This window comes from Microcoleus sp. MON1_C1 (assembly GCF_036701945.1).
Lineage (GTDB): Bacteria > Cyanobacteriota > Cyanobacteriia > Cyanobacteriales > Microcoleaceae > Microcoleus.
On record NZ_JAUBRO010000037.1, the window covers coordinates 1 to 17,386 of the forward strand.

General features: G+C 45.3%; 15 protein-coding genes. 7 read left to right on the forward strand and 8 right to left on the reverse strand.

What is annotated here, in order from left to right; genetic code table 11:
* Positions 1-870 precede the first annotated feature (870 nt).
* From QUA62_RS20155 to QUA62_RS20165, 3 genes are all read right to left on the reverse strand, one after another.
* Positions 871-1,830, reverse strand: a complete 960-nt coding sequence (locus QUA62_RS20155; protein ID WP_333406234.1) for a DUF362 domain-containing protein — start codon at positions 1,828-1,830, stop codon at positions 871-873.
* 128 nt (positions 1,831-1,958) lie between these two features.
* Entirely contained in the window at positions 1,959-2,285 is a 327-nt protein-coding gene (locus QUA62_RS20160; protein WP_333406235.1) for a hypothetical protein, read from the reverse strand.
* Positions 2,286-2,459: 174 nt separating this feature from the next.
* Positions 2,460-3,884, reverse strand: coding sequence for an aspartate ammonia-lyase (locus tag QUA62_RS20165; RefSeq protein WP_333406236.1), 1,425 nt, complete (start codon positions 3,882-3,884; stop codon positions 2,460-2,462).
* A 403-nt stretch (positions 3,885-4,287) separates the two neighbouring features.
* Between QUA62_RS20165 and QUA62_RS20170 the strand changes: the two genes are divergently transcribed.
* A complete protein-coding gene (locus QUA62_RS20170; RefSeq protein ID WP_333406237.1) occupies positions 4,288-4,737 on the forward strand; it encodes a hypothetical protein in 450 nt (149 codons plus the stop codon).
* A gap of 35 nt (positions 4,738-4,772) precedes the next feature.
* The gene (locus tag QUA62_RS20175; RefSeq protein WP_333406238.1) at positions 4,773-5,063 is read left to right on the forward strand and encodes a hypothetical protein; all 291 of its coding nucleotides are present in this window, start codon (positions 4,773-4,775) and stop codon (positions 5,061-5,063) included.
* Here the strand turns inward: QUA62_RS20175 and QUA62_RS20180 are convergent, their stop codons facing one another.
* Positions 5,064-5,708 carry a peptidase M15 gene (locus tag QUA62_RS20180; RefSeq protein ID WP_333406239.1) on the reverse strand — a complete coding sequence of 215 codons (645 nt, stop codon included), beginning with the start codon at positions 5,706-5,708 and terminating at the stop codon, positions 5,064-5,066. It abuts the gene before it with no gap.
* Positions 5,709-6,017: 309 nt separating this feature from the next.
* On the opposite strand from QUA62_RS20180, the gene QUA62_RS20185 reads away from it, so the two are divergent.
* Positions 6,018-8,135 (forward strand): WD40 domain-containing protein, encoded by a 2,118-nt coding sequence (locus QUA62_RS20185; RefSeq protein ID WP_333406240.1) that lies wholly within the window; start codon positions 6,018-6,020, stop codon positions 8,133-8,135.
* Between the two features lie 105 nt (positions 8,136-8,240).
* Positions 8,241-8,447 carry a DUF2281 domain-containing protein gene (locus QUA62_RS20190; RefSeq protein ID WP_333406241.1) on the forward strand — a complete coding sequence of 69 codons (207 nt, stop codon included), beginning with the start codon at positions 8,241-8,243 and terminating at the stop codon, positions 8,445-8,447.
* Positions 8,448-8,576: 129 nt separating this feature from the next.
* Here QUA62_RS20190 and QUA62_RS20195 read toward each other — a convergent pair whose 3' ends face one another.
* A complete protein-coding gene (locus tag QUA62_RS20195) occupies positions 8,577-9,020 on the reverse strand; it encodes a DUF29 domain-containing protein (protein WP_333406242.1) in 444 nt (147 codons plus the stop codon).
* A 201-nt stretch (positions 9,021-9,221) separates the two neighbouring features.
* Between QUA62_RS20195 and QUA62_RS20200 the strand changes: the two genes are divergently transcribed.
* Together QUA62_RS20200 and QUA62_RS20205 are read left to right on the forward strand one after the other, a co-directional pair.
* The gene (locus QUA62_RS20200) at positions 9,222-10,367 is read left to right on the forward strand and encodes an iron-containing alcohol dehydrogenase family protein (protein WP_333406243.1); all 1,146 of its coding nucleotides are present in this window, start codon (positions 9,222-9,224) and stop codon (positions 10,365-10,367) included.
* 99 nt (positions 10,368-10,466) lie between these two features.
* Positions 10,467-11,651, forward strand: a complete 1,185-nt coding sequence (locus tag QUA62_RS20205) for an aspartate aminotransferase (protein ID WP_333081755.1) — start codon at positions 10,467-10,469, stop codon at positions 11,649-11,651.
* A 212-nt stretch (positions 11,652-11,863) separates the two neighbouring features.
* On the opposite strand, the gene QUA62_RS20210 is transcribed toward QUA62_RS20205, so the two are convergent.
* Together QUA62_RS20210 and dapF are read right to left on the reverse strand one after the other, a co-directional pair.
* The gene (locus QUA62_RS20210; protein WP_333406244.1) at positions 11,864-13,006 is read right to left on the reverse strand and encodes a hypothetical protein; all 1,143 of its coding nucleotides are present in this window, start codon (positions 13,004-13,006) and stop codon (positions 11,864-11,866) included.
* 229 nt (positions 13,007-13,235) lie between these two features.
* Positions 13,236-14,162 carry a diaminopimelate epimerase gene (gene dapF / locus QUA62_RS20215; protein ID WP_333406245.1) on the reverse strand — a complete coding sequence of 309 codons (927 nt, stop codon included), beginning with the start codon at positions 14,160-14,162 and terminating at the stop codon, positions 13,236-13,238.
* A gap of 312 nt (positions 14,163-14,474) precedes the next feature.
* On the opposite strand from dapF, the gene QUA62_RS20220 reads away from it, so the two are divergent.
* Positions 14,475-14,687, forward strand: coding sequence for an Hfq-related RNA-binding protein (locus QUA62_RS20220; protein ID WP_333218843.1), 213 nt, complete (start codon positions 14,475-14,477; stop codon positions 14,685-14,687).
* A gap of 193 nt (positions 14,688-14,880) precedes the next feature.
* Here the strand turns inward: QUA62_RS20220 and QUA62_RS20225 are convergent, their stop codons facing one another.
* The gene (locus tag QUA62_RS20225) at positions 14,881-17,196 is read right to left on the reverse strand and encodes a cation:proton antiporter domain-containing protein (RefSeq protein WP_333406246.1); all 2,316 of its coding nucleotides are present in this window, start codon (positions 17,194-17,196) and stop codon (positions 14,881-14,883) included.
* Positions 17,197-17,386: the final 190 nt, after the last annotated feature.

Sequence of the window (17,386 nt, forward strand, 5' to 3'; positions counted from 1 at the left end):
CCCTTTCATTTATTATCAAACTTTCCTATTTTACCAGAGAAATCCATATTTACATCTCAAATGGAATTGCTATATATCGCCATGATCCGAATCATGGTCAGGCGGCTTGCATAATTTTTGACTCGCTTTGACTTTTAAAACATCCTCTTAGTAAGCATAGGTTAGGTACTCCCTGATTTTCAGCTTTTACTGTTGATGCGGTAGTGAATCTTTGCTGTATTTGGCAAGGGCTGTTGATCGATCTATATAACAGACATCTACCGAACTTAAATTTCGCCGCCTGATACGAGAAGCATTTCAGACTCTGTTTCGGAGATATCTAATACTTAAGATGGAGGCAGCAACTGCATTAGACCTTTATTATTTAAGGTGAGGTCTGTTTGATCTCTCGCAATCATCTGGGATCTACGTATAAGTGTCAATAACCTTTTCCGAGCTTTACTCAATCTTTATAATTGAGTTGTCAATTATAAAGAAGAGCGCAATTTTAGGGTTAGTTTGGTTAAAACAAGGGCTGTTATAAGTATTTCTACTTAAGTAATATCCTTTAACTGCTTCTAGCTAGCAAGAATGAGCGCGAGTTCCTAATACGGCGAGACCAATGCTTTAAGTAAGTCGGCGCGAAAAAACGCTCCTATTTAAACGAGGGCCAAGTCTCCAAGTGATCTCTACTGGCTGACTTAAAGCTGTTTACATAGTGTTACATTATGCGGTTTAATCCGGCGTACCTACTTAAACCAGAGAGTTATAACAAATTTATTAAAGTTTTATATAAATACATATTTTGTAACATAGAAATTATATTTATTTACAATTAACAAGGCAAAAGAGAAGGAATAGAAAAAAGAAATTTTACCCCTTCTCTCTTCGCTAATGCGAAGCCTTGATGCTGAACTTTTCTTTAATAAACCGGATATAAAGGTGCTTGAAAGCCGACTTCACCACGCGGGGCATACCAAAGTCGATCGGCATCATGTTTTCCGGCAACTTCCAATCCAAAACCTTGAGATGTTCAGGCTGCAAAAGCGGAAAATCAATCGCCTCTAAATTCGAGCAAAGTCCCAATCTCATCGCCGCAGCTACAGTCGGAACCGCCGCCGGATCAGCATTAATAATTTCCACTAAAGTTCTGTCTAAAGCAAACACATCATCAGACGCGGCCAAAATTCCCAAAAACTTAGGTTCGCCGCCGCTTGGCCCGTTACCTTCGTGACCGATAATGCCATCCAAAATCGTCAAATTTGGGTTAATTGCCCGGGCAGTTTCTACAAGCATTTCACCGAATCTGGCGCTATCTTTGCCAGCTTCCATGTGCCACCAAGCCTTCATTTTGCCGGGGACGCAGCCGAACAAATTTTTCACGCCCATGGTCACCGTTAATTGAACGTGAGATTTGAGTTTGGGCAAATTAATCACTACATCCGCTTCCATTGCTTCTTTGCAGATTCGCAGATGATTGAAATCTTCGCTGACTGTTTTGTAGCGTTTTCCTTGAAACTCAACTACTGGCAAATTCAGTTCTTCCAACAGCGGCAAATAACCGTTGGCTTTGGCTACACCCATGGCGCTACCAAAAGCTGGACTATCGCCTAAAAACGGTTTTCCTCCCGCTTCAATCACCATTTTAGCGACGCAGTAAACCAATTCCGGGCGGGTGACGCATTCTTTTGTAGGGCGAGAACCTGTCAGGAGATTGGGTTTGAGTAAAACCCGATCGCCCGATTTGACAAAAGCCGAGATTCCGCCCCAGGGTGCCAGCAAACTTTCTAAAGATGCTTGCAAGATTTGGCGATCGTATGAATTGGCACGAATTAAACTAACAGCCGACATAATGGGTAATTGGTAATTGGTAATCGGTAATTGGTAATTAGTAATTGGTAATTGGTAATTTTTCCTCGCTATAAATTGTCAGCGATTGTCCTTACCCATTACCCATTACCTCTAACTAGCCACTCGGTTTAAGTATCCATCGGCAATCTGCCAACTGCTGCCCGCTGCATGGTACTAACTCGCAGCGAATTAGAGAATACTCCTTGACCTTGAAGTGCCGGAATAGCAGGTTTTACTTCTACTTTTACTACCCGGGCAGTACAGATAAAAACCGTTTGATCTGCTAAATGAAAAGTCAACCAAGGTTGATTTAACAAATTCAGCACTTCCTCTTGGAATTCTTGTGCAGGCATCGGAAGAGTAAAGGTTTCTGCGTGACCTTCCACATAATGAAATGTCACTTGAGTTGTGTTCTCTTTATCTTGAGTTAATTTCCCAAAAGAACCTGCGCGCATAAATGTTGCTCCCAAACTTTAAACTATAAAAAAAATTCAGAATTAAATCTAACAAAATTGAATTCTGAATTGTTTAACTTTAACCTGTGACAGGGATTAGGCAGAAATCCGAAGGCAGAAGGCAGAATAAAATCGAGTTCAGCCTTCTAGTTTCTAGCTGATACCTGCGAGATCCTAAACGTTAGCAGAAGATGCCGGCATCGCACTCATTTTCTCTAAATCTAGAACTTTTGCCAAGTCTTCTTCACTCATTAAACCCCGTTCTAGCACAATTTGCCGCAAAGATTTGCCCGTTTCTAGCGATTCTTTGGCGACGGCGGCGGCGTTGAGATAGCCGATGTGAGTGTTGAGGGCGGTAACGAGGGCGAGACTGCCTTCTGCGTAAGCGAGACACCGATCGCCCTTAGCTTCAATTTTTTCGAGGCATTGCGTAGTCAAAGCGCTGATGGTATTGCCCAAAATTTCGATGCTGTGAATGAGATTGTAGGCAATCAGGGGCATCATCACGTTCAATTCTAATTGTCCCGCTTGGGCTGCCAGGGCGATCGCGCTATCGTAACCCATAACTTGAAAACAAACCATCGATGTCATTTCTGCCATCACAGGGTTGTATTTTCCCGGCATAATTGACGAACCAGGTTGCACAGGAGGCAGTTGAATTTCTTTCAAACCTGTTTTCGGTCCGGAGTCCATCAAACGCAAGTCGTGGGACATTTTAACGCAATCCTGAGCGAGATTTCGCAGTGCACCGGACACATTTACAAACGGTGCCATACTCTGCATAGCAGCCATTAAATGCTTTGCTGGTTTCAGGGGGTGGTCGATTAATTCTGAGAGAATTTCAGCAACTTTTTGACAGTATTCAGGGTGAGTATTTAACCCGGTTCCTGCCGCACTTCCCCCCAATCCCAGTGATGTCAAATCATCGGATGCCCTGTCAATTCTCAAGGTATGTTCTCTGAGAATTTGCGCCCAAGCGCCGAAGGTGTCGCCGAGTCGAACCGGCACAGCATCTTGCATATGAGTGCGGCCGGATTTAACAATATCTTTGAATTCTTCTGCTTTGTTTTCGAGGGCGACTACGGCATCCGACAAAGCCGGAAACAGAGTTTTTTCTAACGCCAACAATCCGCCGATCCGAATCGCCGTCGGAATCACATCATTTGTCGATTGACCGTAGTTTACATGATCGTTAGGACTGACGCGCTTGTAGTTGCCTTTTTCATCGCCCATAATTTCCAAAGCGCGATTGGAAAGAACTTCATTAACGTTCATGTGGTGAGAAGTTCCGGCGCCGGCTTGGTAGACATCAACTACAAATTGATCGCGCAATTGGCCAGCTAGGATTTCATCTGCTGCTTGGACAATTGCTTGACTGATGTCTTCGGGAATGCAGCGGAGTTCGCCATTGGCGATCGCCGTTGCTTTTTTTATTAAAACACAAGCATCAACGTATGTTGATAAAGGCTTAATGCCGCTAATCGGGAAATTTTCAACTGCGCGCAGGGTTTGGATGCCGTAGTAGACATTAGATGGGATTTGTTTGTCTCCCATCGAGTCGCTTTCTGTGCGATAGGTTGCGATTGGCTTTTGAGTCATATCGTCTGGCTTGTGATAATTAGGAATTGTGCAACAGAACTTACGCACAGTTGGTCCGAAACCGGGTTTCTTGTCGGGGAATCTGTTTGAAAGCGTAGTTTTTTGTCAAGAAACCCGGTTTCTGAAGGTTTTTGTGTGTCGTGGACTGGCATTTTTTTTGGTAACACGGCTGACGGGCGATCTTACTTTTCTGCGCCCCCAGGCAACTTTACAGTAATGCGTAAGTCCCGATCGTACAAAATTATCCCACATCTTAGGCTTCCATCTAAAATTTCAAATCTAAAATCGATTGACAGTTTGCAAAAGCTAAAATTAGTCTATCGGTAATGGCGATCGCATACAGACAAGGCGAGTCAGCTATAATCATACAAGTAAATCCATTTCACAAGAGTGTTAAACTCCCATGAACAAACCAGCAAAAACTTTCAAACACCCGCTAAATATTTTGATAATCGGCTTAAGCGCCTCTGCAATTTTTCCGGCTTCAGTAAAGGCTATATCCAGTATTGTTCCCACAGCAGCCATCCCGGAAAAACCGGCGATTTTAATGAGTCAGCGCCAGCAGGAGATTCAGTTTAAGCGCGGTGCTAGTTCAGCGGAAGTAAAAGGAGGAGTAGCGCGCGGCGAAGTCATGATTTATCTGATTAACGCCAAACAAGGTCAAACCATGAATGTTGAGATCCAATCAGTTGAGGGAAATGCTGCTTTTAAGGTTGTCGATCCGAATACAAACGCCGTAGCTGAAGGAGAAAAAAGCTGGTCTGGAGAATTGCCGCAGACGGGTAAATATCAGATAGTCGTCGGTACAGAACGAGGAGGAGCCAGTTACACTCTATCAGTTTCGATCGACTAATTGTATGGTGCGTCGCCACGAGATATTGAAGCTGCTTGGAGATTGTTGGTAGCGACGCATTCTACGTTCTGTCTCGCGCGGGCAATTTTGCCGTCGATTTACCCGATGCCGATGTGTTGCTTCAGGTATCAGGAAAGTATGGTTCTCGCCAAGAAGAAGCGCAGCGCCTCGGACGAATTCTACGCCCGAAATCTGACGGACATACTGCGAGTTTTTATACATTAGTCTCGCTACAAACTTGCGAGGAAGATTTTGCCCGCCACCGCCAACTCTTCCTCACCGAACAGGGCTACAACTATCGCATAGAAGTTCAAAAAGATGTTTAGTCAGCGATCGATAAATTCTTGGTAAAACTGCTCATGCAAACCTAAGAAATTATCCATCCCCTCCTTTGTCAGATACCCGCTATTCTTACCAGTGTGCGGGTTTCTTACGTAGCTAGAAATTTTTTTTGAAACCTTATGATTCTCGCTCCACCTAATGTTGAACGCTGCATAGTTTGGGAAAAAGGTCATTTCTGCATAAGCATCAATGTGGTCATGTATCCACCATGCCAATGCTGTCCAATCTTGAGTGCGTTCATAGTAAGGGATGAATGATGTAACAATAATACATACTGTTGCTCCCATATACCCATCTGAATCTTTTACGTCCCAGATATGTTGTGCATAGTTGGACTCATTACTGGCACAGTTGTACTGATTTTTATTCTCTGCTCCTTTGGCGTTCACCGCACAAGAACGATAGGCTGAGCGGATACTAATCCGACCAAGCGCATCTTGAATTGGTTCAAGCACCCTCTCACACAAATTCTTTCCTGCTTCGATCGCCAATTCAGGATCGCTAGGAATGTTAGGGATACCTTCAATTTGAGAGATTTCTGAATAAAGAAACTCACGCATGAAAAAACTCTTAGAGAGTTGAACCCGTCCTAGCTCTTCCAAAGCTTTAACAGTTTGTGGTTTTCTCATAGAATGAACTACAGCAATTAGAGGTGAATAGCTTAATGTTAAATACTGACAGATAATTTAGAAGCATTGTTTCAGCCCAAAGCGAAGCCAGCTAACTGATAATTGTACCACCTCTGCGGTACAATACATGATAAATTCTAAAAATATTGTTATGCAGTATGTCCGTAAAAAACCTGGTTTCTGCGTCCAGGAGTATCAATGATGAAATTAAATCTAAAAATCAACAAGTGCAGAATATCTGGCAACCATCCGAATTATACCTCCTAACATCCTGCTACACTATTAATAACCGCATCCTCACCCACATTTATGCTTCCAACAATCTTCGCCGCTATCGCTCCCTACATCTCGGCAGTGCTCTCACCCATCGCCGAAAATATCGGCTACAAACTAGGAGAAGCCTTCGGCAATAACTCTCAAAAGTACCGAGATATTCTGATTCCCGCTCCCAATAACTCATCTGATTCGACTGAGATAGAGCGAGCAAAACAGCGTTATTCTCAAGAAATGCTGGAATACGCGAAGGCGAAAGATACCAGAGATCGGGAATTGTTAAAGCTAACAGTAGTACAAACAGCACGCCGCCTTGAGTTGCAGGAACAGGAACAGCAAGACAGACTGAAGCTGGCAGCTTTGCAACGGGATTTGATGCGGGAATTGCAAGCAAAGGATATTCAGGTCAAGCTGGCTGAAATTCAAACAATTTGGGATAAAGATACTTGGTTTTCTAAGTTGAATCGAGAGGAAACTAAGCAGATTTTACTTCAGCAGCAACACCGCCTCTTAATCTTACTGTCACCGCCAAAAATTAGCAAGCGATGCCCGGAAACCTTCTGTGAAGATTTGCCAATAGAGATGAGAAGTGTGGGAGATTTTCTCAGACAGCATTATCCTCAACAGGATGTCTTACGCCCAGTTAAGTTTTATAGCGACTATTTCACTGAGTCGATTGGTGATATTGATGTGGAACGCTTGCAGCGAATTTTATCTCCGGTTCCGACTACAATTTTATATAGCGATATCAGTGATTGTGCGGTAACTTTTCGCGTCGGCTTTTGGGGATTCCTGAATAATCAGGAAGTCTCCCTGTTTTCTACCAAAGTTTTTGACTGGGAAGAGGCAAAAGATGCACTTTTAGCATCTGGGGTAAGTGAGAAAAAAGCCCTCCGCATGATTCGGCAATTGATTGTAGCGATTCACAAATTGCTGGCGGGATTTTTAGCAGATTTGTATTATCTCAATATTGACCCTGGCTATGAACCTTTGTTATTTAATTTAAAGGATGAATTGGCTCAAGATGGGTTGGCAGAAGAATGGGTGAAACCTTATTTTGATATTCTTCAGGATATTCAGCGACGACAGCGAGAAGAGTATGAACAGGAGTTGAAAAAGCTGATTGAGCAAGTAGAAGCGGAACGTCTATCTCAAGCATCTGCCAAAGCTGAAGCACAACGTAAACAACAAATACTAGAAGCAGCCAAAGCTGAAGCACAACGCAGACAACAAATAGAAGAAAAAATCATTATAAAAGCTCACTCCTTCAAATGTGTCCAAACTCTTAATCACGTAGCTATGGCATCTGTTGATTGCGTAGTTATTAGTCCAGATGGCAAGACTTTTGCTAGTAACAGCAATGGAAATTGCAGCCAAGTTTGGAATCTCCATACAGGAGAGCTGATTCGTACTTTTTCAGGGCATTCAGGTGCGGTTAATTGCGTTGCTATTAACCCTAATGGAAAAATTTTAGCTAGTGGAAGTTATGACAGAACAATTGAGCTGTGGAATCTAGAAACTGGACAAGAAATTAGCACTCTCAAGGGTCACTCAAGTTTAATTCGGTCTCTTACTTTTAGTCCCGACGGAGAAACTCTTGCTAGTGGCAGTCAAGACAATAGTATCAAACTGTGGAATGTGAAAAACTGGCAGGAAATTTGCACTCTGCCTAGCCATTCATCCTCGGTTTATTCTGTCGCCATCAGCCCGGATGGACAAACTCTTGCTAGTGGCCGTTATGACAAAACTATTCAACTGTGGAATATAAAAAATGGACACACAATTTGCGGTCTTAGAGGGCATTCAAAGTCGGTTTCTTCTGTTAGAATCAGCCCGGATGGGCAAACTCTTGCTAGTGGCAGTTATGACCATACTGTCAAGCTTTGGAATCTGAAAACAGGCCAGGAAATTCGCACTCTCAGAGGACATTCAGACTATGTTAATTCTGTCGCCATTAGCCCGGATGGACAAATTCTTGTTAGTGGTAGTGGAGACAGTACAATCAAACTATGGGATCTAAAAAATGGACACACAATTTTCACTCTCACAGGGCATTCATATAATGTTAATTCGGTCTGTTTTAGCCCGGATGGAAACACTCTGGTTAGTGGCAGTAATGATGGGAGGATAAAGATTTGGCGGTGTGATGGGTGAAGTAAGAGGGAAAGATAAAAATTATGGCGCGATTTGCAAACATGGAACTACAAAAATTGACTGCGTGAGGAATAAACTGATAAACACTTAGGGAAAGTAATTGAAATGTCAGAAACCATTAATTTTGAGCAAGCAGTCTTAGAGAATCTGCGACAGTTGCCAAGGGAGAAACAACAAGAATTGCTCGACTTTGCACAATTCCTGGTGCAAAAAACGGAACAGAAACAGCAGTTATCCAGCGAAAGTTCTGAGTCTAACAGTTCGTCAACAACCGCACCTACTCTCAAGCTATCACACGCGAGAAATTGCTAGCCTGCCAATAGCAGAACGCCATAAAATACTAGCAGCATTTATACCTTCTACAGCCGAAGATTTTTTGACATATTCTGAATTAACCGAGTTTTCTGTACTCGATGGCGAAGACTGGGAGGATGATAGAATTCAAAAACTCTCAAAACTATATTCATCCTCAAAAACTTCAGACCAAGCAAGTGAGGTTAATTGACATTTTTTACCCATTTCATCCTCGGCATCTTTCACCGCAACTTGAAAACATTTCTCCCAGATAGACTCAATAAAATCACGATTTAAACTCGGCATTTCTTCTTGACTTTCTTCAATTTCTCGCCGCGCCGAACGAATACTAATAGCCCAGCTAGCAGTTCTTTTTTCAGGTTGAGATTTCCATTTAATAATATGAAGCATTAAACGAATTAACTGGCTTTTTAATGCTCGTTTTTCGGTTCTCCCTATTGCTTCTATTAAAGATTCTAAACCTGCCGTTGCTTCCATACATTTTCCTTCTTTGAGAAGTGTCTGGACTGTGACAGCCGTTTGATAATGAGAACACACTGCTAACCAGTCCCAATCTTGTTTAGTCAGCATTGCCCTATCCTTGAAATTGCTTATATTCCTAAATTTATCATAGCGATCGCCCCTCAACTGGGCCCTCCCATCCCCCAACAGCCCAACAATACTTAATAAAAAGTTTATAAAACTTACCATGTTCGCATAGATTAGAGTTATCCTAGAAAATCCAGCAATCCTGCAAAGCGTCAACCTTCTCGTCACTTATCCAGTGGTTCGATGACTCAAACCCAAAGCACTAAGACCGCCACCGCACCAGCAATTTATTCCTTGACAATTGCTCCCGCCTGTGTATTGCGAGGTCGCTCGGCGATCGCACAAGCCGGAGATGCGATCGCCCGTTTCGGAAAGCGGCCGCTAATCGTCGGCGGCAGCAACTCCCTCGCCGCCGCCCAACCCTACCTGCAACCAATCCTCGAACAGCAGCAGTTACAATCCGCCCAAACAGCCTACGGCAAGGATTGCAGCGAAACCAGCCTCGAAACCCTCCGCGCAGCAGCCCAAACCCATCAAGCCGACTTCATCATCGGTGTCGGCGGCGGCAAAGCCTTAGACGCAGCCAAACTCGTCGCCCATCAGTGCAAAATCCCGATCGTCACAATACCCACATCAGCCGCCACCTGTGCCGCTTGGACAGCCCTTTCTAACATTTATTCAGAACAAGGTGCATTCCAATACGATGTCACATTAGCCAGATGTCCCGACTTATTAATACTCGACTACGGCTTAATTCAAACCGCACCGCAGCGGACATTAGTAGCAGGAATTGGAGATGCGATCGCCAAATGGTACGAAGCATCAGTCAGCAGCGGACACTCGGAACAAACCCTGATTATTTCGGCCGTTCAACAAGCTAGAATACTGCGCGATATTTTATTCCAAAAATCAGCCGCCGCCCTCAAAGAACCCGGTAGCGAAACCTGGCAAGAAGTCACAGATGCCGCCGTATTGCTAGCAGGAGTAATCGGCGGAATTGGCGGCGCCCAATGTCGCACCGTCGCAGCCCACGCTGTCCACAACGGTCTAACTCATCTATTAGCAAGTCACGGCACATTGCACGGCGAAAAAGTTGCCTACGGCATTTTAGTACAACTGCGACTAGAAGAAATGCTGCAAAACAATCAACTTGCCGCTAGCGCCAGACAGCAACTGCTAAAATTCTATGCCGAGATTGGATTGCCCCAAACTTTAGACAACCTCGGACTCGGAGACATTACCATAGCAGAATTGCAGCGCGCCGCCGACATAGCCTGCAATCCCAATTCCGACATTCACCGACTGCCTTTTAAAGTTGTTCCCCAACAATTAATGGCAGCGATGGTTTCTACTACCGCACCTGTGGGAGAATTAAAGATTAAGAATTAAAACAGTTTGTAGTAAGGACTAAAGTCCTGAAAAGGCTGTGCTAGCAAGGACGAAAGTCCTTACTACAAACCAGGAAAACTGACAACTGACAAAAAATAAATGACCTTGGATTGGATTAGCCCTGCTGACAGGTTGCAAAAACTACCGCCCTACGTATTTGCCCGTCTCGACGAACTCAAAGCCCGCGCCCGCGAACAAGGACTCGATTTAATAGACTTAGGAATGGGAAACCCCGACGGTGCCACTCCTCAACCAGTAGTAGAAGCCGCCGTCGCAGCCATCCAAAATTCTGCCAATCACGGCTATCCACCCTTTGAAGGAACTGCCAGTTTCCGCCGTACTATTACTAAATGGTACAGCCGCCGCTACAACGTTGAACTCGATCCAGAAAGCGAAGCATTGCCTTTGTTGGGTTCTAAAGAAGGTTTAGCACATTTTGCGATCGCCTATATCAATCCAGGGGACGTAATATTAGTACCAAGTCCCGCTTATCCGGTATTATTTCGCGGCCCGATTATCGCTGGTGCAAAAGTTCACAACATCATCCTCAAACCGGAAAATGACTGGGTAATTGACTTAGCCGACATTCCCGACAGCGTAGCCGAACAAGCCAAAATACTCTATTTCAATTATCCCAGTAATCCGACAGGAGCAACTGCACCCCGCGAATTTTACAAAGATATTGTGGCTTTCGCACACAAACATCAAATCTTGCTGGTTCACGATTTGTGTTATGCGGAATTAGCCTTTGACGGCTATCAACCGACAAGTTTATTAGAAATTCCCGGCGGTAAAGAAATCGGCGTCGAATTTCACACCATGTCCAAAACCTACAATATGGCCGGCTGGCGCGTCGGTTTTGTAGTAGGAAATAGCAAAATTATCCAAGGTTTGCGGACATTAAAAACTAACCTAGATTACGGTATATTTTCCGCTTTGCAAACAGCAGCAGAAACAGCACTGCAATTGCCGGACAGTTACTTGCACGAAGTGCAGAATCGTTACAGGACTCGCCGGGATTTCATGGTGGAAGGATTGGCAGAATTAGGGTGGAATATTCCTAAACCTCTGGCTGCAATGTATCTTTGGGTTCCCTGCACTCCGGGCATGAGTTCGACTGATTTTGCCCTGAATGTTTTGCAGCAAACCGGTGTTGTGGTGACTCCTGGTAATGCTTTTGGGCCCGGCGGCGAAGGATATGTGAGAATTAGTTTGATTGCAGATTGCGATCGGCTGGGAGAAGCATTGCGGCGTTTGAAACAAGCAAACATTCGCTATCAATAGTCATGATTATTAGTCATTAGTCATTGGTGATTAGTTAGTAGTTAACAGCTAACAACTAATAACTATTTAATCAAGATTGAGGACAAATGAAATCAGCTAATAAGGGTAAAGTGCTAAAACCAGGGGCTTCCCGATCGTTCTTCAGTGATATTCGGCGCACCCTAAAAATAGGGGTAAGTTGCGCCAAATATCACCCTAGAAATGACTGATAACTATAACCTTTTAATTTGCTCAATCACCCAATCAAAAGTTTCCATAACTTGCTTGAGGGCAGATTCGTCTTGCAAAGTAAACAAAGCCAGACTCGGCGACCTTCTCTCCCCAGGTTCTGTAGGTAGCGACAGACCGATCGAACTCAGCTTACTTCTCAATTCCAGCCAATGTGGTTCCGCATTAAAAGGCGGCTGGGAACCATAATTATCAGCAGAAATTTCCATTCTGCCAGCAATATCTACAGTGAATAACTGATAGGGTTTTCTGCCCTTTTGAGGCAATTGAGCGGCGAAACCGCCGTAGGCGTCCCCCGTTCCCCACTGGATCTGAACTTCGGGTTCTTGACTTTTCGCCCACAAGTAAATTGCTTTTGCCATTTGCGCCTCGTCCGCGCCTCGTCTAGCTTTTATTTCCGCAAAAAATGAAGATTCATCCCAACGCCTTCTTTCGCGCGTTGCGCTGGATTTTTTCTGCTGTGCTTCGGCTGTCTGACCGATCACTCTGGGAACCAGCGTTTTTAAACCGTCTTCACTTACATACTGCTTAATTTCCAAGGCCAAAACTTCAACCGGGTCCATTTGTTCGTTGAGAAATTCCACCACTCGGCGCATTTCAGCAGAAATCTCGTCAGCTACAAACACTAAGCGAACTTTACCCGCTTGCAAATTAGTTTTAACCTTCTGCCAAAATAAATCTTCATTAGCATCTGCACCGAGAAACTCTTCAAAAATCTGTTCGGGATCGCGACCCCGATCGCGACAATTAGCTTCAAACAGAGCAATAATTGAATCGATGGGCCAGTAAAACAACGCATTAGCAGCATAGTCCATCGACTGACCCAAAACTTTTTGCCGCAGTTCCGCATTAGGAGTTCGCCGGACATCCACCAAAGTAGGAACTGCATTTTGGTCGAGAAACAAATGATCCAGCGACCACTGCACCGCTGTTTCCTCATCGCTGGGTGCAGGTTCCCGCGAAATTAACAGCCACCTGCGCGCCGTCGCCCGATCGATTTGGTCTCCCGCGATCAAATTGGGATAAGTTAGTAGCAAGTCTTGTAACTGGTCTTCCGAGTCATAGGGCTGTTCCATCATTTCTACCAGCCTATCGTCATCCTGAATCAGATAAATACCTCCAGCCATGCAAGCCCACCTACTTAATTTTAGATTTTAGATTTTAGATTTTAGATTTTAGATTTTAGATTTCAGGCTTAGTTATTAGTCTTCAGTCTTCAGTCCGCAGCCAATAACTTGTGAAGGCCCAAGGCATTGGTCAGAATTCAATAAAAATTTTGAGTTCAATAATTTTTATTGTTTGTGAATTCCACCAAAAAAACCTTCTGACTGATGACTGATGACTGATGACTAATTACTAATCACTAATACAACCAGTAAATACTCGCTGTGCTGGCCCGGTCATGTAAATCCGCCCAGAAACTTCTGCCCATTCGATTTCCAAAACGCCGCCAGGGAGCTCAACTGCAGTTGCCCGATCGCACTTCCCTACCAACACCCCAGCTACCACAGCAGCACAAGCACCAGTCCCACAAGCTAGAGTAACACCCGCGCCTCTTTCCCACACCCGCATTTTTACATAGTCCGAACGTACCACTTGAATAAATTCCGTATTGGTACGCTGCGGGAAGGCTTGGTAGTGCTCGAATTGAGGCCCGACAGTTTCTAAAGCAACAGCCGTAACATCCTCTACAAACGTAATGCAGTGAGGATTACCCATGCTGACACAGGTAACAGACCAAGATTTATCGGCAACTTCGATCGGCACATCTATAACTTTGGCATCCGGTGCGGCCAAAGTTGTCGGAATTTCCGCCGCCAGCAGCCGGGGAACCCCCATATCCACCTTCACCTGACCGTCCGATCGCAATTCGGTGATAATAACGCCCGCACCGGTGTGAATCCGGTACTCAGTCTTAGATTCACTCCCCCCCTTAGCAAGGGAGGGGTCAATTTCTTCCGATTCACTCCCCCCCTTAGCAAGGGGGGGTTGGGGGGGGTGAATTTCTTTCGATTCCAAATCGGCGATAAACTTAGCCAAACAGCGAATCCCGTTGCCGCACATTTCCGGTTCCGAACCGTCGGAGTTAAAAATCCGCATCGTATAGTCAGTGTCGTTTTGACCCGGAAGAGCAAATATCACACCGTCTGCGCCAATCCCGAAATGTCGATCGCACAAATCCACAGCTTGTTCTGGCGTGATCACCGGTTCTGACGAGTGGCGGTTGTCAATCAGAATAAAATCATTTCCCAGTCCGTGATACTTCGCAAACTCGATCGGCATAAAAACAAACCTCTTTTGGTTAAAACTGATTAGATAATTTGATGACCAAATTACCCATTTCCCAGTATTATAAAACTTTATGCAATTTATAGTCCTTTCTAGTCAAATATAAACAAATATAATATTTATAACTCCACAGAGATATCTAATTAATGCTGATGTCAATGGCTCAATGAATATCGGTCGAAAATTAGCCACCAAGGGGTTTCTCTCTCATTGGGGAGAGGCGCTTGTAATTGCGGCAGTAAGGGTTAAACGGTATAAACAGAAGAATATGGTTTAAGGTAATATTTGACTATATTTTTCTGAACTATGTCTGAATTTGAAACCGGATTGCCCAGCGTTCGCTTAATACAAAGCTACATCAAAGACAAAGAACAGGTGCAGCTCAAACTCGTTACCGGCGACTTGCTAGAGGGCAGAATTTTTTGGCAGGATCATAGCTGCATTTGCCTCCTCGATGCCTCAGAAACACAAATTCTGATCTCGCGGCCAGCAATTGCTTATCTCAAACCCAACGGCTGAGGAGACGGGGAGAGTGGGAGAGGGGGACAGTGGGAGAATGGAGACGGAGAGATTGGGAGAGGGAGACAGTGGAACAAATCTTCCTTCTTCCCTCTTCCCTCTTCCCTCTTCCCTCTTCCCTCTTCCCTCTTCCCTCTTCCTTCTTCCCTCTTCCCTCTTCCTTCTTCCTTCTTCCTTCTTCCTTCTTCCTTCCCTAATCGCTAAACAGCTTTTCGCTGACTTGAACCTTGACCAAAGGCAGCTTTAAAGCAGGTTGCGGCACCGGCGGTGAGGCCGTCCGCTGCATCAAGCCGAGCTCGTAGAAGCCGCCGCACAGCAGCAAACGATCGCCTTCTTGCAAATTCGTAGTTCCGTCGGGCCAGCGAGTAAATTTCCCTTCCCGGCGGATCGCCCGCACCTGCACCCCGTACTGGGTCAGCAATTCTACCTCTGACAGTTTTTTGCCCGCCCAAGGGCTCTTTGCTGGCAGTCTCAGCCACTGGCAAGAACTGTCGCCCTGCGGTACTGCAACTTCCCCCTTCGCCAGTAACTCAAAACTGATGAGTTCTTCCGGTTCTCCCACTACAAAAAGTCGATCGCCCGAGTGCAAAGCTGTCTTGCCGTTAGGATAATCAATTTCCTCGCCATTCTCGCGGACGATCGCCATCACGCTGACCCCTGTCAACTGTCGCAAGTTAGTTTCTTCCAGAGTCATGCTGGCGATGGGAGAACCCGACGGCAAGCTGTACCACTCGCTGTTCATATCTCGAACCGCCACTTTCAAATCCCGCGAAATCGCCAAAGGTTCGCGCGGTGGCCGCAATTCCAGATAGCGGCTGCTGCGAATTTGCTGCACTTCCCGCCCGATCGCCATTGCCGAGATCCCAATACTAGCCAACAAGTGGGCAGACAGTTCTAAACTCGCCTCAAACTCCGGCTGCACCACTTCCCAGGCCCCCAGTTGGTAAAGCAGTTCGATGTCTTTATCTTGGTTGGCCCGCACCACAATATCCAAATCCGGGACTAATTCTAAAGCCCGCTTCAGACACAAGCGAGTGCTCATGGGATCGGGAAGGGCGATCGCCATTGCTTTTGCCCGTTCCACCCGGGCGGCTTCCAATACGTGCAAGCTGGCAGCATTCCCGTAAATGTAAGGAATTCCTTGGACTCTGCACTCTTGAATTCTACTTTCTGACTCGTCGATCACCACAACTGAACAGTTGCGACTTTGCAGCATTTTGACTAAAATTCTGCCGACTCGCCCGTAGCCGCAAACCACAACATAATTGTGTTCCGGCAAAGTTTCAGCTATTTCCACAGGTTGAGATGTTTCGTCAAAATAGCGCTGCAAAGGCCCGAAATTTTCCGCCCATTTCAATAACTGCGGCACGCTTCTCAACACAAACGGGGTTAGCACGAGGGTGACGGCTGTCGTTCCTAAAATTAACAGGTAAACGTCCCGCGAAACCAGCCCCATAACTTGGCCGGAACTAGCGAGTACAAAGGAGAATTCTCCTATTTGAGCTAAGCCCAAACCTGCGATCAATGCTGTTTTTAGCGGATAGCCAAATAATCGGACGATCGGCGTTATAATCAAGAATTTGCCGACAAATACTATAAATACCAGTCCCAGAATTACTTCTAGATGGTTCCACAGAAACACCGGGTCAATTAACATCCCGATGGTGACAAAAAATAAGGATGCAAAAATATCTCGCAAAGGCTCGACATAAGTTAGAGTTTGGTCGGCATATTCCACCTCCGAAATCATTAAACCCGCCACAAATGCGCCCATCTCGATCGAAAAACCCAAATATTCTGTAAGCAGCGCAATCCCTAAAGCCAAAACCACAACTCCCAGCAAAAACAGTTCTCGACTTTCTGTTTTCGCGAGGTATCGCAGCAACTGCGGTACCATCCAAATGCCGGCGACTACAGCACCGACAGCAAATAACCCGATCCGCACTAGGGCCCACGCTACCGTCATGCCGATCGCTTCTGCGGGCTGGTTGAGTGCCGGCAAAACCGCTAGCATTAGCCCCAAAGCCAAATCTTGAACTACTAATATTCCCAGCATGACTTGACCGTGGGAAGTACCGCCTTCATTGCGCTCCATCAAGCATTTCAGGACGACTGCGGTCGAAGAAAGCGACAGGATCGATCCTAAAAACACGCCTTGAGCAGGGGATTCTACCCAGCCTACAGCCAAGGAAATTGCAGTAGTAATGGCGATCGTCAGCACAATTTGCAAGCCCCCCCCGCCCAAACTAATGGTTTTAACTTTTTGGAGTTCGGCGAAGGAAAATTCCACTCCCAAGGCAAATAACAGAAAGGCAACCCCAAATTCAGCCAGGGTGTCTACCTGAATTAATTCTTTAATCAGCCCCAAACCGGCCGGCCCAACTACGATCCCTCCCAGCAGGTAGCCGAGAATTACCGGCTGTCGCAACAGGGATGCAAAGAGTCCTCCTGCTGCGGCAGCAGCGAGAACTAGAACTAAGTCAACGATCAGTCGGAAGTCTTCTTGCACAACTTTATGAAAAAAGTATAAAGTTATATTATAGTGTCTAATGTGTTGATTATGTTTAGGGGGTTGACTGTAGTTGGGGAGCCAGGGCAACTGCAACTATAGAAGCAGGTATTTTCTGAGACCAAAGAGTTTCACTCCTCAAAAAAAGCTTAACCTCTTGCAAGTAGAGCGAGGCATTGCGCCTTGATTG

Excerpts from the sequence above, each read along its gene's own strand:
- QUA62_RS20155 (WP_333406234.1), bottom strand. The coding sequence starts at position 1,830 with ATGTCGGCTGTTAGTTTAATTCGTGCCAATTCATACGATCGCCAAATC.
- QUA62_RS20160 (WP_333406235.1), bottom strand. The coding sequence starts at position 2,285 with ATGCGCGCAGGTTCTTTTGGGAAATTAACTCAAGATAAAGAGAACACA.
- QUA62_RS20165 (WP_333406236.1), bottom strand. The coding sequence starts at position 3,884 with ATGACTCAAAAGCCAATCGCAACCTATCGCACAGAAAGCGACTCGATG.
- QUA62_RS20170 (WP_333406237.1), top strand. The coding sequence starts at position 4,288 with ATGAACAAACCAGCAAAAACTTTCAAACACCCGCTAAATATTTTGATA.
- QUA62_RS20180 (WP_333406239.1), bottom strand. The coding sequence starts at position 5,708 with ATGAGAAAACCACAAACTGTTAAAGCTTTGGAAGAGCTAGGACGGGTT.
- QUA62_RS20185 (WP_333406240.1), top strand. The coding sequence starts at position 6,018 with ATGCTTCCAACAATCTTCGCCGCTATCGCTCCCTACATCTCGGCAGTG.
- QUA62_RS20190 (WP_333406241.1), top strand. The coding sequence starts at position 8,241 with ATGTCAGAAACCATTAATTTTGAGCAAGCAGTCTTAGAGAATCTGCGA.
- QUA62_RS20195 (WP_333406242.1), bottom strand. The coding sequence starts at position 9,020 with ATGCTGACTAAACAAGATTGGGACTGGTTAGCAGTGTGTTCTCATTAT.
- QUA62_RS20200 (WP_333406243.1), top strand. The coding sequence starts at position 9,222 with ATGACTCAAACCCAAAGCACTAAGACCGCCACCGCACCAGCAATTTAT.
- QUA62_RS20205 (WP_333081755.1), top strand. The coding sequence starts at position 10,467 with ATGACCTTGGATTGGATTAGCCCTGCTGACAGGTTGCAAAAACTACCG.
- QUA62_RS20210 (WP_333406244.1), bottom strand. The coding sequence starts at position 13,006 with ATGGCTGGAGGTATTTATCTGATTCAGGATGACGATAGGCTGGTAGAA.
- dapF (WP_333406245.1), bottom strand. The coding sequence starts at position 14,162 with ATGCCGATCGAGTTTGCGAAGTATCACGGACTGGGAAATGATTTTATT.
- QUA62_RS20220 (WP_333218843.1), top strand. The coding sequence starts at position 14,475 with ATGTCTGAATTTGAAACCGGATTGCCCAGCGTTCGCTTAATACAAAGC.